The 15,369-nt window shown below is 41.2% G+C and carries 11 protein-coding genes; 7 read left to right on the forward strand and 4 right to left on the reverse strand.

The window, feature by feature from the left end:
• Positions 1-302 precede the first annotated feature (302 nt).
• Positions 303-2,774 (forward strand): YfhO family protein, encoded by a 2,472-nt coding sequence (locus tag E2P86_RS00355; protein WP_134429980.1) that lies wholly within the window; start codon positions 303-305, stop codon positions 2,772-2,774.
• Positions 2,775-2,831: 57 nt separating this feature from the next.
• Here E2P86_RS00355 and E2P86_RS00360 read toward each other — a convergent pair whose 3' ends face one another.
• Positions 2,832-3,428: a ribonuclease HII gene (locus E2P86_RS00360; RefSeq protein WP_134429984.1), complete on the reverse strand. Its 597-nt coding sequence runs from the start codon at positions 3,426-3,428 to the stop codon at positions 2,832-2,834.
• Between the two features lie 147 nt (positions 3,429-3,575).
• Between E2P86_RS00360 and E2P86_RS00365 the strand changes: the two genes are divergently transcribed.
• The 4 genes from E2P86_RS00365 to fabD all read left to right on the forward strand — a co-directional run bounded on the left by E2P86_RS00365 (position 3,576) and on the right by fabD (position 9,507).
• Entirely contained in the window at positions 3,576-4,304 is a 729-nt protein-coding gene (locus E2P86_RS00365; protein WP_134429987.1) for a hypothetical protein, read from the forward strand.
• Between the two features lie 5 nt (positions 4,305-4,309).
• The gene (locus E2P86_RS00370) at positions 4,310-7,147 is read left to right on the forward strand and encodes an outer membrane beta-barrel protein (protein ID WP_240775546.1); all 2,838 of its coding nucleotides are present in this window, start codon (positions 4,310-4,312) and stop codon (positions 7,145-7,147) included.
• 165 nt (positions 7,148-7,312) lie between these two features.
• The gene (locus E2P86_RS00375) at positions 7,313-8,539 is read left to right on the forward strand and encodes a M16 family metallopeptidase (protein ID WP_134433963.1); all 1,227 of its coding nucleotides are present in this window, start codon (positions 7,313-7,315) and stop codon (positions 8,537-8,539) included.
• A gap of 77 nt (positions 8,540-8,616) precedes the next feature.
• On the forward strand, positions 8,617-9,507 hold the full coding sequence (gene fabD / locus E2P86_RS00380) for an ACP S-malonyltransferase (RefSeq protein ID WP_085474004.1): 891 nt from the start codon (positions 8,617-8,619) through the stop codon (positions 9,505-9,507).
• Between the two features lie 41 nt (positions 9,508-9,548).
• On the opposite strand, the gene trhO is transcribed toward fabD, so the two are convergent.
• The 3 genes from trhO to E2P86_RS00395 all read right to left on the reverse strand — a co-directional run bounded on the left by trhO (position 9,549) and on the right by E2P86_RS00395 (position 13,106).
• Positions 9,549-10,535: an oxygen-dependent tRNA uridine(34) hydroxylase TrhO gene (trhO, locus tag E2P86_RS00385; protein ID WP_134429990.1), complete on the reverse strand. Its 987-nt coding sequence runs from the start codon at positions 10,533-10,535 to the stop codon at positions 9,549-9,551.
• A gap of 195 nt (positions 10,536-10,730) precedes the next feature.
• Positions 10,731-11,729 (reverse strand): Kelch repeat-containing protein, encoded by a 999-nt coding sequence (locus E2P86_RS00390; protein ID WP_085474007.1) that lies wholly within the window; start codon positions 11,727-11,729, stop codon positions 10,731-10,733.
• Positions 11,730-11,732: 3 nt separating this feature from the next.
• Complete coding sequence (locus tag E2P86_RS00395; RefSeq protein WP_085474008.1) at positions 11,733-13,106, reverse strand: DUF4270 family protein; 1,374 nt, start codon at positions 13,104-13,106, stop codon at positions 11,733-11,735.
• 117 nt (positions 13,107-13,223) lie between these two features.
• Here E2P86_RS00395 and E2P86_RS00400 point away from each other — a divergent pair, with 117 nt between their 5' ends.
• Positions 13,224-14,678: a sensor histidine kinase gene (locus E2P86_RS00400; protein WP_134429993.1), complete on the forward strand. Its 1,455-nt coding sequence runs from the start codon at positions 13,224-13,226 to the stop codon at positions 14,676-14,678.
• Positions 14,671-15,345, forward strand: coding sequence for a response regulator transcription factor (locus E2P86_RS00405; RefSeq protein WP_085474010.1), 675 nt, complete (start codon positions 14,671-14,673; stop codon positions 15,343-15,345). Before E2P86_RS00400 ends, E2P86_RS00405 begins: the two co-directional genes overlap by 8 nt.
• Positions 15,346-15,369: the final 24 nt, after the last annotated feature.

The following is a 15,369-nucleotide window of genomic DNA, read 5'->3' on the forward strand; positions in this document are numbered from 1 at the left end:
TAGTGTGGTAATTTAGAAATGGTGTAAAAAAAAGCAAACTAGACGGGGAAGATTCCTATTAGTGCATTGTTTAGAGCTATAGGAACATATCTAGTGGTAAGAATTAAGGTAAAAGGTTAATCTCACAACAAAATAGAAAAATCCCAAGCCCCGGCCAATTCCTTTCTTTCCAAATAGTCGTGCTTTTCTTTCAAGAGAAAGGCAAACCGGCCATTTCCTTAAACCCACCGATTTTATGCTGATAAATTCAAATCATTTGTATATTTTTGGTGCTTAACTTAATAATCCTTTTATAGTATTTCATGAAAAAGTGGTTTAAGGAAAACTCGACACATTTTATCATCATCGCGATCTTTATTGTGTTGGTGTTCTTCTACTTCTCGCCAATTTTTGGTGGGAAAACATTAATGCAGCATGACGTGATGCAGGCCGAAGGGAGTCAGAAAGAACTCTTCGACTATAAAGCGCTTGATGGACATGCCCCGCTATGGACTAATTCCATGTTTGGCGGTATGCCGACCTACCAGATTTGGTATGCACATGCGACCAATGTCACGACCTATATTGGTAAAGCACTAAAAACGGTATTTCCGGTGCCTACTGATATTGTGCTCCTTTATCTTCTGGGCGGATACTTCTTGTTTTCGGTATTGCGCTTAAAGCCATGGCTTGCTGCGGTCGGTGCGATAGCATTGGCATTTACATCGTACAACTTCATTTATATCGAAGCGGGCCATTTGAACAAAGCATATGCCATTGCATACCTGCCACCAATTATTGGTGCGGTTTTACTTTGTTATAGAGGAAATCGACTGTGGGGAGCTACACTCTTAGCGTTATTCATGGCGTTGGAGATACGGACAAACCACATCCAGATGACCTACTATCTATTCATCGCATTATTGGTATTTGTACTGTTTGAACTATATTATGCTATTCGCGATAAGAAACTAAAGCAGTTTGCGCAGGCCTCAGCCATCCAGATTGGAGCCGTTCTATTAGCGGTCCTAGTAAATGCTTCTGTTCTGTTTCCAACATATGAGTACAGTAAACTTACGACACGCGGTAAGGCGAATATTGTAAAGGTGGAAGACGGAGGAAAAAGCGGTGGATTGGATAAGGAATATGCGTACGACTGGAGCCAGGGAGTAGGAGAAAATATTACATTTTTGATTCCGAACGCCTATGGTGGTATGACTGGCGGAGTGTTGGATGAAAAGTCTGACGTAGTAAAGTTCTTTACCAGCAAAGGTTTTCCAGAAGGACAGGCACTTCAGATTGCCCAAAGCCTACCAACCTATTGGGGTGAAAAGAGAATGACCTCAGGCCCATGGTATTTCGGTGCGGCGGTGATCTTCTTGTTTGTATTGGGACTGATCATTGTGAAAGACCGCATTAAGTGGTGGATCTTGGCCGCAACGGTGCTTATTATTTTCTTGGCATTCGGACGTCATTTCCCACTTATATCGGATATATTCTTCGATTATTTCCCGATGTATAATAAGTTCCGGGCAGTCGAATCAACGCTTGTTATTGCAGCCATTTTAATTCCGGTGTTAGCGATGCTGGCCGTCAACGAATTGCTGACAAAAGGGGATCAGATCGAAAAACTTGATAAGAAGGTTCTGTACACTTTTATTGGTGTTGGTGGTTTATGTTTAGTGGTGGCTTTGATGCCTAGTTTATTCTTAGATTTTAAAACGTCGACACATAGAGATTTTGTTGCCCATTTAGCCCAGCAATTAGGTGATCAAGGTGCCGCCAATGAATTGGCGAATGCCTTAGTGAAAGACCGGACATCGTTGGCTACAAAAGATGCTTACCGCTCTTTATTTATTGTAGCATTAACATTTGGTCTAGTTTGGTTCTATATCAAGAAGAAACTTAATGTAACGGCTTTTATTGCCATCCTTGGTGTGGTGATTTTGGCGGACTTATGGTCCGTTGATAAACGCTACCTAAACAATGATTCGTTTGTGGATGACCGCGCAGCGAAATCGCATGTGGTTGAACGTGAGGTCGACCAACTTATTCGTTTGGATAAAGATCCTAGCTATAGAGTACTTGATCTAACAACGAATCCGTTCTCTGACGCACGTGCTTCTTATTTCCATAAGAGTCTTGGGGGATACCATGCGGCAAAGCTGATGCGCTTTCAAGAAATCTTAGAACACCAGTTTAATGGTGCCATCAACGAAGACGTTTTGGATATGTTCAACGTACGTTATTTGATTACGCAAAATCAACAAAATGGGGCAGAGCAAATTCAACGTCGTAGCACAGCAGCAGGAAACGCCTGGTTTGTCAATAAGGTAACATTTGTAAAAGATAATGCACAGGAGATGCAAGCGATTAGCAGCTTTGATCCAACGAAGGAAGCTTTTGTGCACGAAGAATTCAAGGATAAGCTTAATGCTTCCCGTTTAGGACAGCCGGCAAATGCAGAAATTAAGCTTGTTTCCTACCATCCAGATACATTGAAATATGAATCTACTTCTCCGAACGATGCTTTTGCTGTGTTCTCCGAAGTATATTATGATAAAGGATGGAAAGCATATATTGATGGGAAAGAAGTGCCGATTATTCGCGCCGATTATATTCTGCGTGCATTACAAATTCCAGGAGGAAACCATAAGATCGAGTTTATATTCGCACCAGCGTCTATGCGCATCAGTAGTATGATATCGCTTATTGCGTCGATTGTATTGGTGTTGGGGCTCGCTGGAACCGTGTATTTCTCCTCTCGGAAAAATAAGGCACCAGCCAAGAAATAAACGGCTTAAGATAGCCTATGATGGCACGAGGTATAAGCTCGTGCCAGTCGAAAACCTTTAAAATAACTTAAGCTGCGGCTCTGTTATTTTAAAGGTTTTTCTATGATGTATACACGAACCATACGCCAACACCGCATTGCGATGTTTTATTGTAGGGTATCCTTTATTGGACAACCAATCATATTGCGGGAAATCCAGCGCTATACCGTCCATGTACTCATCGCGGTATGTCTTAGCAAGTATCGAGGCTGCGGCGATGGAAAGATATTTACCATCCCCTTTTACGATACAGGTGTGTGGCACTTGGTGGTAGGTTTTAAAGCGATTTCCGTCTACAATGATAAAATCTGCCTTCGTTGACAGTTGATCCAAAGCACGGTGCATGGCCAGGTAGGATGCATTAAGAATGTTAATCTGGTCGATTTCTGCGGCGGATACGCTCGCTACAGCAAAAGCTAAGGCTTCTTGTTCAATAATCGGGCGTAGCGCCATGCGCTTTTTCTCGGAAAGCTGTTTCGAATCATTCAGTAATGGATTGGAATAATCTGATGGAAATATAACAGCCGCCGCATAGACCGGCCCGGCGAGGCAACCACGACCCGCCTCGTCACAGCCCGCTTCAATAAGCTCTTTTTGGAAAGTAGATAATAACATGAAGCAAAGATAGTCATTCGTCTTTCCATGTAACAACTCTGTGATGGCAATTGATTTACACTAATTTACATTAGTAATTTCTTTCTTTGTATTGAATAACAAAAAACAATCTCGCTACACGAGGGTTTTTCTGTTGATATGTTTGCGATGAAAAGAAATATTTTAGGTATTGTACTATTGTTTTTAGGTTTATGTGGGTTTGCACAAAAGAAAGAGGCAGTAGATTTTCATGTGAATAAAAGCATTATCGTTGATGGAGACTTGTCGGAATGGGCTAACTGGGCTGATGTGGGCAACCAAGGAAAATGGTTCTATCAAATTGCACACGATGCACAAAACATATTTGTCGCTGTCCGTGTAAAAGACCCAACACTACAAAATCTGGTTGCTAGAAATGGTGTTATCCTCAATTTTATGGCTGATCACAAGAAAAAAAAGGACCGCATTTTTGTATATCCTTTTCCAGATAGAGAGGTTAAGCGAGCCATGTTACAGGAAGATTTTGATCCAGCAAAGGATTATAAGAGCGACTTGATTAGCCGGACTCGTGGATACTATGTGTCGGGCTTTCCTACGATTATTGACGGCTTATTGTCGTTACAAAATAATTATGGGCTGAAGGCAGAAGCGCGGATACAGGATAGTGTTTTGTGTTATGAAGCAATTATTCCCAAGAGCTTGGTAACCATTGTCGATCATAAAATGGTGCTGAAATTATCTATTAATGATGAAAGAACTGCTTTTCCGATAACAGCGAATAATAATAACCGATCCGGTAGCAGCTCGCCACATAGAGTGAACTCTTCGCGCATGACAGGGAAGTCAAAAACGAAGATCACGATGGAAGTCGTGCTGCAAGGAACGTTGGTAGAATAAATATAATGAGAAGAGATAATATGATACATGTGTTTAGGGCTATAGGAGTAACAGTAGCTTGTTTACTCTTGATGAGTGGAGCCTCGTTTGCCCAAACGGGAAAAGTCGTGCAAGGTATGTTGCGCGATACGGAATCGAGAACAGTCGCCGGAGCATCGGTACAGCTTATTGCTGGTAAAGACACAATGGGAACAAGCTCGTCCGGAGCAGGGATATATACGTTCAATAATGTGCGCGCTGAAGCATTTAAAATCAAAGTAAGTAGCCTTGGTTTTGAACCGTTTGAAAAAGAATTTACCTTTCCGAAAGGACAGGAGAAAATGATTATTCCTTCTTTCGAATTAACCGGAATTCCAAACATGTTGGAAGAGATTGTCGTAGGAGGAGTCATCAGTGTGCAGGTCAAGGGAGATACAATTGAGTACGGTACCAAAGACTTAAAGCTACGAGAAGGTGCTGTTGCGGAGGATGCGCTAAAAAAACTGCAAGGTGTGGAGGTCGATAAAGATGGTAATGTAACCGCTCAAGGAGAGTCGGTAACGCGTGTTCGGATCAACGGAAAGGATTTCTTTGGTGGAGATGTAAAAACGGCAACACAAAACCTACCTGCAAATATTATTCAGAAGTTACAAATCGTCGATGATTATGGGGATATGGCTAACCTTACGGGGAACAAAAGTGGAAGCTCGGAGAAGGTCTTGAATATCCAAATAGATCCACAATATAATAAAGGTTACATGACGACGCTGCGCGCTGGATACGGAACGGAAGACCGTTATCAAACAACGGGAATGTGGATGGGGTTGAATAATAATACGCAAGTTTCTGTTTTGGGTAACTTGAACAATATGAATGCCCAGCTTTTTGACTTTAACAGCATGGGCGGTGGTGCCCGTCGACGCCAAGGCGGTGGCGGTGGACGCGGCGGAGGTATGTTTGGAGCAACTTCCGGTTTGACCAATACGGGATCTATTGGACTAAATGTACGCCATGATTTCTCGGAGAAGCTTAAAGTATACGGGAGTTATTCCTATGGCCGCGATGATAATACAACACTAACGAGTTCGAGACAAGAGAATCTTGGTTTAAACCAGATCAACAGCTCTAGTTCTGATAATAATGCGATCAAGGCAAGCCATCGCTTTGAGAGTAATATCGAGTGGAATATTACAGATAAGGATTACTTAAAGATATCTCCACAAATTGGTTTTGATAACAACGATGGCCGGATTTATGATAATACCAGCATCTATTTTGGAGATGTGTTAAACAACATTCAAAATCTAAATACATCGTCTAAAACATCTACTCCGCGATATAACGTGAGTGGTTTATATAACCGTAAGCTAAACGATAAAGGAAGAAACTTTTTCTTGAACTTTAACTATGATAATGCTGCAACGGAGAGTGACTACAATCGTATTTTGGAAAATCTAGTTGCAAGCGAAAGTAATCCTAATGCGTCAATGGATTCAATCTATGAACAGACGATACAGGCAATGATGAATAAGAGCTGGAACGCAGGAGGGACGTTATCCTACACCGAACCGTTGAGTAAAAACGGGCGGATGGAAATTACCTATGATTTGAATAAGAATAAATACGACAATTCGAATACCCAAAAAGGATATGACCGACTAGGGAATATTATAGATAATCCTTTGCTCAACTATAGCTACGATTATGATTATTCTTTTACCACGCATCGCGTCGGAGCAAGTTATATTCATAGTGATGATAAATTAACTTACTCTTTAGGAGCCTCGGTGCAACCTTCTGTCTTAAATGGTATGGCCTATAGTCTATCAGAGTCTGCGGTTATCGATCGTAAGAACTTTAATATTGTCCCAATTGCGCGGTTCGAATATAAATTCTCTAGACAGAAAAATATATCTGTAAACTATTCCGGGCAAGCAACAGAACCCGGTGTAAGCCAGATTCTTCCCTTCGAAGTTAGTACGAATCGTACCAATACAACAATTGGTAATCCGGACTTAGATCCTGAATTTAGACATCAAATGCAGGTTCGTTATCGTAGCGGTGATTTCCAGAAAGGGAATACATTTTTCGCCATGTTAAATGCGAATCTTACGACAGATAAAATTGTGAACTTTCGTAAATCGTACCGCGATGAATCTGCTGCTAAATTAGGTGTGTTGCAGGAAATCCGTTATCTAAATGCCGGTGAGAATGTATACGGTATAAATTCATTTTACCATTATGGAAAGTCATTAAAAGAGAAAACATACAACCTGATGTTGATGGGGTCTGTTAATTATAATAAGAATGTTTCCTTTATCTCTAATGAACGAGAAGCACTTTCTGGTGATAAAAACATTGCGAACAATTGGGTCTTTATGCAGGGCGTTATGTTTCGATATAATCCGTCAGAAAACTTGGAGATCAATCCAGGTGTTCGTTATTCGTATAACTATACAAAAAATACCTTTTCAAGCAACAGTAACAGAAGTGTCTCTTCGTGGACACCTAATTTGATTGGATCGGTGAACATAACACCGACTACGATTTTTGGAGCTGATTTGTCAAAAACATTTAATCAAGGGTACGGTGTAAATGCAAATCCATTTGTAATCAATACTTATATCGAGCAGCGATTCCTTGCTGGACAGCGAGCAACGGTTCGTTTACAAGGTTTTGACTTGCTTAATGAGCAAACAAATATTTCTAGAACGATATCTGATAACTTTATCACAGATAGCCAAACGAACCGTTTAGGTCGTTATTTTATGTTGATTTTCACGTTTAAATTACAAAAGTTCTCTGGCGTGAATCCATTCCAGGAAGAGTCTGGACACGGCGGCATGCGTAGACCAAGAATGTAATAGCAAAAAGAGATAGTATAATTAAAACAGCCGTAACAAATTGATAGTTACGGCTGTTTTTTTATGACGGAGAATTCTATTCCTGACGATTAACAGATATATCGCTCTAAGGATTCGTGAATAATTGTGTAACTTTGCAAGTTGAAAAAATCAAATCACATCGATATGGAATATGAAGTTATCCGTTTGGATAATGGTATTCGTGTGGTGCTACACCGACAGGCGTCACCTATCACCCACACCTGTTTAGTTGTCAATGCAGGAGCCAGGGATGAACAGGCCGGTAAATATGGCATGGCACACTTTATTGAACACCTGCTCTTTAAGCAAACAGAAAGAAGATCAACACAGCAGATCTTAAACTATATTGAAGCGGTTGGTGGTGACCTCAATGCCTACACCACCAAGGAATATACCTGTATACATGCTTCTCTTTTAAACCCACATCTCCATAAAGCACTTGATCTATTCGAAGATATTATCTTTCATTCCACTTTCCCAGAGGAAGAAATGGAAAAAGAAAAAGGCGTTATTGTAGACGAGATGGCTTCGTACCTCGATAGTCCCGAAGAATCCATCATAGACGACTATGAAGATCTTGTATTCAAAAACTCTGGATTAGGGCACAATATCCTTGGATTGGAGGAAGACCTGCTCGCTTTTGATCGTCCTGACGTGCAAAAGTTTTTACAAGAAAACTATAATACACACGAAATCGTAGTCGGAATCACAGGAGACTATGATTTGAAGACCGTCGAGCGAATGGTGCGTCGTTATTTTGAATCGGTACCCGAAAATAACAGTCCGAAACTACGAGCGCAGGTTGGTCGTACAATTGCCCAGCATATCGAGATCGAAAAACCGATCAACCAAGTACATTATATGCTAGGAGCGCAGGCATATAGTATTCGGGATGATCGAAAAACAGGTTTGTTACTGCTTAATAATCTATTGGGCGGTATGGGGATGAGCTCGATCCTTAACCTATCAATTCGGGAAAAATATGGAATAGCCTATACCATTGAGTCTAACTACACCATGTTTTCTGATACAGGCTTGTTTACCATTTATCTGGGAACAGATGTGGAAAAAGTAAAGCGTGCAAAGCGACTTGTTTTTAAAGAGTTGGACAAGCTGAAGGATAAAGGGCTGACAGAGATTCAGCTCAAGAAAGCAAAAAATAAATTTAAAGGACAGATTGCGCTAGCAGAAGAAAATCGAATGAGCATGATTATTGCGGTGGCCAAAAATATTATGGACTACGATCGTATCATTTCACTGGACGAAGTATTTGCTAAAATTGATGCGGTTTCGGCACGTGAGTTTCACGATATCGCCATTGATATCTTTGATGAGACAAAGCTCTCTTCTCTGGCTTTTGTTCCCGAATAACCGACCGCTTATTCCCGACAATACTTGCATAGAAAATCAACTTTATCTATGTTTGTGTTTTAACTATGACATTATCAATGAAAACAGCTTATGTTTTTCCAGGTCAAGGGGCGCAATTCGTAGGAATGGGCCAAGACCTTTACAATTTGAACGAAGAAACCAAAGCCTTATTCGAAAAGGCAAATGATATTTTGGGTTTCCGTATTACGGATATTATGTTTTCGGGAACGGATGAAGAGTTGAAACAAACCAATGTTACGCAACCGGCCATTTTTTTGCATTCCGTAATTCTAGCTAAAGCTCTGGGAGCAAGCTTTCAACCTTCTATGGTTGCGGGACACTCATTAGGCGAGTTTTCAGCCCTTGTAGCAGCAGGAGCCCTGTCTTTTGAGGATGGACTACGTTTGGTGGCACAACGCGCAAACGCGATGCAGAAAGCCTGTGAAGCGCAACCCTCGACAATGGCCGCTATCTTAGGATTGGATGATGAAACGGTAGAACGCATCTGTGCGGAAGTTGAAGAAGTTGTTGTACCAGCAAACTACAATTGCCCGGGTCAGTTGGTTATCTCAGGATCGATCGAAGGCGTAGACAAAGCTTGTGTTTTATTGACAGAGGCAGGCGCTAAGCGTGCTCTTAAGCTAAACGTTGGTGGTGCATTTCACTCTCCTTTAATGGAGCCAGCAAAAGTAGAGCTGCAAGCCGCAATTGAGGCGACAGAAATCAAAACGCCTGTTTGTCCGATTTATCAGAATGTGGATGCAAAGCCATATACCGATCCGGCACAGATTAAAGAAAACTTAATTGCGCAATTAACTGGTGCGGTGCGTTGGACACAGACCGTTCAAAATATATTAGCTGACGGAGCAGAGGCATTCGTTGAGGTTGGTCCAGGAAATGTATTACAAGGACTAGTCAAGAAAGTTGACCGTACGGTACAGACCTCGGCAGCGACAGTAGAAGCATAATAATGATACAAGCATAAAAAAAGAGGCCCAGGCCTCTTTTTTTATGCTTCAACTTCCGTTTTTGGCGGAAAGTTCTTGTGTTTTCTTTTACTGATTTTATCCTGGTTGACAGGTTGTGGTACTTTCACATAATAGCCCGTACCATCGTACTCCCGGTTGTTTGGTTGCTCCATACAATCGGTCGAACAACAGCCTTTCATTTCCCATCCACAGGCATCACATTGCGTGAAATGCTCATTACATAAGGCATTCGCACAGTTGATCATCTTTGATGTCGTAACGCCACAGTTCTTACACGTGGAAACGATCGAAGGATTTACCGCATTCACATCTACCGTAACGCGGTTGTCGAATACATAACACTGTCCTTCAAAATCTTCTCCGCCAGCTTCTTTGCCGTACTTAATAATTCCACCGTGCAACTGGTATACATCTTCAAAACCTTCTTTTAACAAGAGAGCAGATGCCTTTTCACATTTGATCCCACCTGTACAGTAGGTCAAGATTTTCTTGTCCTTATATTGCTCCAGCTCTTTTATTTTCTCTGGAAATTCACGGAAGTTTTCGATATCCAATGTAATCGCATTCTTAAAACGACCAACATTGTGCTCGTAGTTCGAACGTACATCCAGAATAACCACATCCTCTTGATCCTTCATCGCCAAGAAATCCTTAGGCTCTAAGTGTATACCGGTCTGCTTATTCGGGTCGATCTCCTTTGGATCACGAAGACCAGAGTGTACAATTTCCGGCTTATAGCGGCAGTGCATCTTAATAAAAGAAAGCTCTTCTACATCGTCGATCTTAAACTCCGTCTTGTTAAAGCGTCCATCTGCATAGACAGCATCCATATAGGCTTTACACGCTTCTGGAGTGCCCGAGATTGTGCCGTTAAGCCCTTCGTCCGCCACAATAATACGGCCGACAAGATTAAGCGATTGACATAATTCTAAGTGTTCTGCGGCAAATTGCTCCGCATTTTCGATAGGACTGTAGCAATAGTACAGTAATGTTTGATATTGACTCATATGCATTGATACCGCTGCAAACGGCGTTTAATGTGTTGTTAAATATAAATTACGGGGCAAAGTTAAGGAAAAAAATCAACCCAAGATTGACCAAGGTCACTTTTTCAAGATCTTCTGAAGAATTGGAGCGATCATTTGAAACAAAAAACGGACATACAAAAGCATGTCCGTTTAAATATTTTTAGTCGGTTCTGATTAACGTACTTGAGTAAATTCCCAAGTGTTATCGAAGATAAATGAACCATTTACACCTGTGCTGATATATCCTTTTCCATTAAGGGTGAAAGATACTGCTTTTTCACGTGCGTCAGCAGGAAGATTCTGGTGTTTATCTGTCCATGAATCTGAAGCCGGATCATATTTCCATACCGTATTCGTGATACTTGATCCACTTCTTCCGCTTACTACATAACCGTTGTTGCCAATTACGAAAGCACCAGCATTGTATTTTCTTACATCATACGTGTAGCTCGCGTCACTTCTGTTAAGATCAGCTAAAGGCTTCCAGTTTGTTCCATCAAAAGAATAGAAATCTTCTGGCAAGTTTGCGCTGTTCGCATAACCACCACCTACATAAGCTTTGTCGCCGATTACAAAAGTAAATGCGAATGCTTTCTTGTATTTAAATGGTGAAGGGATTTCTGTCCATACGTCTGTTGCTGGATCGTACTTGTAAAAATCACTAAATTTATTGTCTGTTTTAGTAGAACCTAAACCAACGTAAGCAAATTTACCTAAGGTAAAAGCTACGGCTCCATAGCGTGCTTTGCCTGGAAAATCTGCGATCTTAGTCCATTTATCTGTTTTAGGGTCGAATTTGTAGAAATCATTTAAATCATCTGTTCCAGTTGATCCTGTACCTACATAACCAATGCCATCAATCGAAAAACCAACGGCCATTTGACGTGCTGTACCTGTAAAGTCAGCGATATCACTCCATGTGGTGCCATTGAAAGATGAACCATCATTGACAACACCTTCATTTCTTACATATCCCCCAACAACATAGGCAACATTATTAATCGTGAAAGATGCTGCTCCATTTCTAGGGTCATTCTTGAACACTGTTGATCTCACCCACTCCGTTGGACCGTCGTCAGTTGTTTCATCGTCATCGCTTTTGCTACAAGAGTTGAATGAGGTAAGGGCAATAGCGCATACTAAAATCAACGATAGCCAATTTTTCTTATTCATAAATTATTTAAATTTAGTGTACAATATATTCAATTTAATTTTTGGTTTGGCCTGTTCTGTCGCAATTACTGCAGTATTAAACGTGCTGAACAAACCTGGTGTTACTGTGCTAAGATACAAAGTCTTGTCATCGTATGTACTCGTCGATTTCAAGGTTTTTAAATAGGAGATCAAATTGAACGTGTATGTTCCGTTTCTTCCTGTTTGATTGCCGGCCTTAAATCCAGCTTGTTGGATTCCTGAGCCGTATGCGGCGGTGATGTAACTCACCGGAATCCCGTCATGATCCGCAACGAAAAGCATTAAGCTTCCAGGAATTGGATACATGGTGTTCATGCTCGGAGTTGATGTCTCAATAACCAATTCGGCCTTGTTGACCGAAACAGTCTCATCTAGAATAAAATCCTTTAACGAAGGGAATGACAATTTCGCGACAACACCTGCCCCTGATTGTACAAACGTAACACCTCCTGTGGCCGATGTCTTCACCTCTTTATTTGTTAAAGAAAGAGATTCAAAGGCTGTCCCTGTCCTGTCATAAGAGATATTGTTGTATTGAAAATCGCGTTGTGTAATAACTAATACTTTGGCGCCCGTCTTTTTAAAACCATCGGTGCCGGTATAGCTGTAATTAATTTTAAACTGTAGCGTGTCGCTTAGTGCGATTACAGCACTGTTGTTTTTATCTGGAACAAGCGCTAATCCATTGAAATACTCTTGGAAGTTTTCATTCGAAGCAACTTTGATATCGTTCGCTTGGATCATATCAAAAATTTCTTTTCCGATACCGCTGTTCAACTTGATGTCTAAGGAATCTATTGCCCGAATATGAGGGGTAAAAGATAATGCTCCTAGTTCGCTTGTTTCATATGTAAACTTGCGCTTTGAAAAAATAGATGGCCCCGTTACATAAATGGGAATCGCTGTATTCTGAATACCTCCTGTTAAGGTCGTTGTTTCTAGAGGCTCCGAAATTTTGTGTACAGAGAATTTCTGAACTTTCGTCGTATCACCATAATAATAACGCGATGTGCTTGGCTTAAGAACGAGGTTTAATGAATCGAATACTGCAGTCGTCGGAATGTCATTGGTGAAGCTGGTAAAGCCTAAGCGGAAGTAAGAGGTGGATTGCACCGAACCAAGATTTGGTATAACCGCTTTCCCGACTAAAATCGCACCTGTTGCCGACGAAGGCATATTATCAAGCTGAACGGTCGAGGTATGTACCGTAAAAGAATCAACTGCAGATACACCAACATTGCTCGTTGCCGAGTTGTCCAACATAACACTCATATCCTTATCACATGCACTTGCTACGATCAGCGTAAATATGGGCAGGGCAAATTTGTTTAGCGTTCTCTTTAAAAATTGATTCATATATCTTGTTTGACTGGCAAAAATAATTAAATAGAACTGTTAATCAGTGTTATATTTTGTTAAAAGTGCCTAATTCTTTATGCGTTGCAAATCTACTAATTTAAATTTGTATTAATAATGTTAAAAAAGTTTAAAATACTGCTGTTAATCATCGCCCTAACGGCAAGTGGGATCGTATTGGTGCTTGGCATCTGGCTGTACGGAAGTTATAAAAACAGGCAGGAGCTATTCTTGGGAACAGCCGAGAGATCCTTGTTTAATGTACTGCAAAACTACTACCAAAACGAAGTCTCTGCTGCCTGGAAAAAGGAGCAAATGGAGCCGCTTGAAAAGAACAAACGCTATGACGCTTTGATGGGACTATTGAAGTCGGTATACCCCGATATCGACTTGACAAAATTCCGCTCAGCACTGGACACTTCGGAGCTCCGGCGCATGCATATGCGGCGAGTCAAACAGGTTGGACGAGGGAAGGATGCGCCGGATCAGTTGTTGCCTCTATACTTGTTGGAAAAGATGAACTTCAATGACCAACTCCTCGATACATTAGAAACACGGTTGGTGAAAGCGTTCGCACGGAATAAGATCGAGGCAAAATTTGTTCTTCGTTTGGAGGAAATCAAACAAGATGAATTTGATCAGTACTATGGACGAAAAGCGCGGAAGGACAAACTTATGACCCGACCAATTTTGGTTAATCCGGCGGAGGATCAATTTCTGGTCGCTAAGTTTCAAGCTCCATGGGGGTATTATATTTCCAAAATGTGGGTGCAGGTTTTGTTTTCTATTCTTTTATTGATTGCACTGCTGGGGACCTTTATATATTTATTGAAAACGATAAAAAAGCAAAACGAGTTAGCACTTTTGCGGCGATCATTTATCAACAATATGACGCATGAACTGAAAACGCCCGTTGCAACCGTTATGGCAGCAATTGAGGCTATTCAACATTTCGGAGCAAAAGATGATAAGGTCAAAATGGAAAAATATCTGGAAATCTCCAAGCATGAATTAGAACATTTACATGAAATGATTGAACGGGTATTGGAGCTGAATGTGGATGAAACAAATGGCGTAGTGCTTTCCTTGAGCCGGTTTGATATACGGCGTGTTGTAGAGGGGGCATTGCAAGCATTGCAGGTGTCTTCGAAGAAAGAAGTTCATATTTCAAGGGATCTTCCTGACGAACCGCTTTTTATCGTAGGCGACGAGTCTCATTTGCGTAATGTGGTTGCAAACTTGTTGGATAATGCTGTAAAATATTCAGAAGAACCAGTTTTGCTCCATATACGCCTTAAGGAAGATCCAGAACGCGTGCAACTCTCGATTTCAGACAAAGGGAAGGGGATAGATCCGGTTCATCAAAAACAAATATTCGATATGTTTTACCGGGTTCCAGAAGGAAATTTACATGCCGTAAAAGGTTTTGGATTAGGACTGGCATATGTCAAACAGGTCGTAAGCCGTCACGGTGGGGAAATCGTCGTTCGTAGTGCGTTGGGAGAAGGAAGTACATTTACTGTTTCTTTGCCGATGAAGGAAGTCCTATTAAAGAAAGAAAACCATGGTTGATATTTTATATGTAGAGGACGAGGCCAGTTTAGGGATGATTGTCTCGGATAGTTTAGAGTCCCATGGCTTCTTGGTGAGGCATAAAGAGAATGGGCGTGATGCGTTGGCCGCCTTCCAACATAAAAAACCTGATATTGTTGTGCTTGACGTGATGATGCCGCTTATGGATGGATTCACGGTAGCAGAGGAGATTAGAAGAGTTGATACAACGGTTCCTATTTTATTCTTGACAGCGTTGACGCAAACAGAGGATGTTGTGAAAGGCTTTCATTTGGGGGCAAACGATTATGTGCGAAAGCCATTTAAGATTGAAGAGTTGGTCGTGCGCATTGAAGCGCTAACGCGACGAACGGCACAATTGGCGGTCGCAAAATTTTGCTATATCGGGGCGTATATTTTAGATACACAGAAGTCTACGCTATCTCACGGCGAGAAACAAGAAAAGTTGTCGTTTCGTGAAGCCGAATTATTAAGACGCCTGTTTGAACATAAGGATCGAGTTGTTCCACGTGAAGAAATTATTAAAGCCTATTGGAACGATGATACCTATTTTACCGGAAGAAGTTTAGATGTCTTTATTAGTAGGATCCGAAAATATCTGGCTGCTGATGAGCGAATCAAGATAACGAATATCAGAGGGGTTGGTTATATGCTAACCATTGATTAACTTGGGTTTGTTCACTAAAAGGAT

The organism is Sphingobacterium psychroaquaticum (assembly GCF_004421025.1).
Lineage (GTDB): Bacteria > Bacteroidota > Bacteroidia > Sphingobacteriales > Sphingobacteriaceae > Sphingobacterium > Sphingobacterium psychroaquaticum.

What these genes read in the sequence shown, in the direction of transcription:
- E2P86_RS00365 (WP_134429987.1), top strand. Translation starts at nt 3,576, where the DNA reads ATGAAAAGAAATATTTTAGGTATTGTACTATTGTTTTTAGGTTTATGT.
- E2P86_RS00355 (WP_134429980.1), top strand. Translation starts at nt 303, where the DNA reads ATGAAAAAGTGGTTTAAGGAAAACTCGACACATTTTATCATCATCGCG.
- trhO (WP_134429990.1), bottom strand. Translation starts at nt 10,535, where the DNA reads ATGAGTCAATATCAAACATTACTGTACTATTGCTACAGTCCTATCGAA.
- E2P86_RS00405 (WP_085474010.1), top strand. Translation starts at nt 14,671, where the DNA reads ATGGTTGATATTTTATATGTAGAGGACGAGGCCAGTTTAGGGATGATT.
- E2P86_RS00370 (WP_240775546.1), top strand. Translation starts at nt 4,310, where the DNA reads ATGAGAAGAGATAATATGATACATGTGTTTAGGGCTATAGGAGTAACA.
- fabD (WP_085474004.1), top strand. Translation starts at nt 8,617, where the DNA reads ATGAAAACAGCTTATGTTTTTCCAGGTCAAGGGGCGCAATTCGTAGGA.
- E2P86_RS00360 (WP_134429984.1), bottom strand. Translation starts at nt 3,428, where the DNA reads ATGTTATTATCTACTTTCCAAAAAGAGCTTATTGAAGCGGGCTGTGAC.
- E2P86_RS00395 (WP_085474008.1), bottom strand. Translation starts at nt 13,106, where the DNA reads ATGAATCAATTTTTAAAGAGAACGCTAAACAAATTTGCCCTGCCCATA.
- E2P86_RS00375 (WP_134433963.1), top strand. Translation starts at nt 7,313, where the DNA reads ATGGAATATGAAGTTATCCGTTTGGATAATGGTATTCGTGTGGTGCTA.
- E2P86_RS00390 (WP_085474007.1), bottom strand. Translation starts at nt 11,729, where the DNA reads ATGAATAAGAAAAATTGGCTATCGTTGATTTTAGTATGCGCTATTGCC.
- E2P86_RS00400 (WP_134429993.1), top strand. Translation starts at nt 13,224, where the DNA reads ATGTTAAAAAAGTTTAAAATACTGCTGTTAATCATCGCCCTAACGGCA.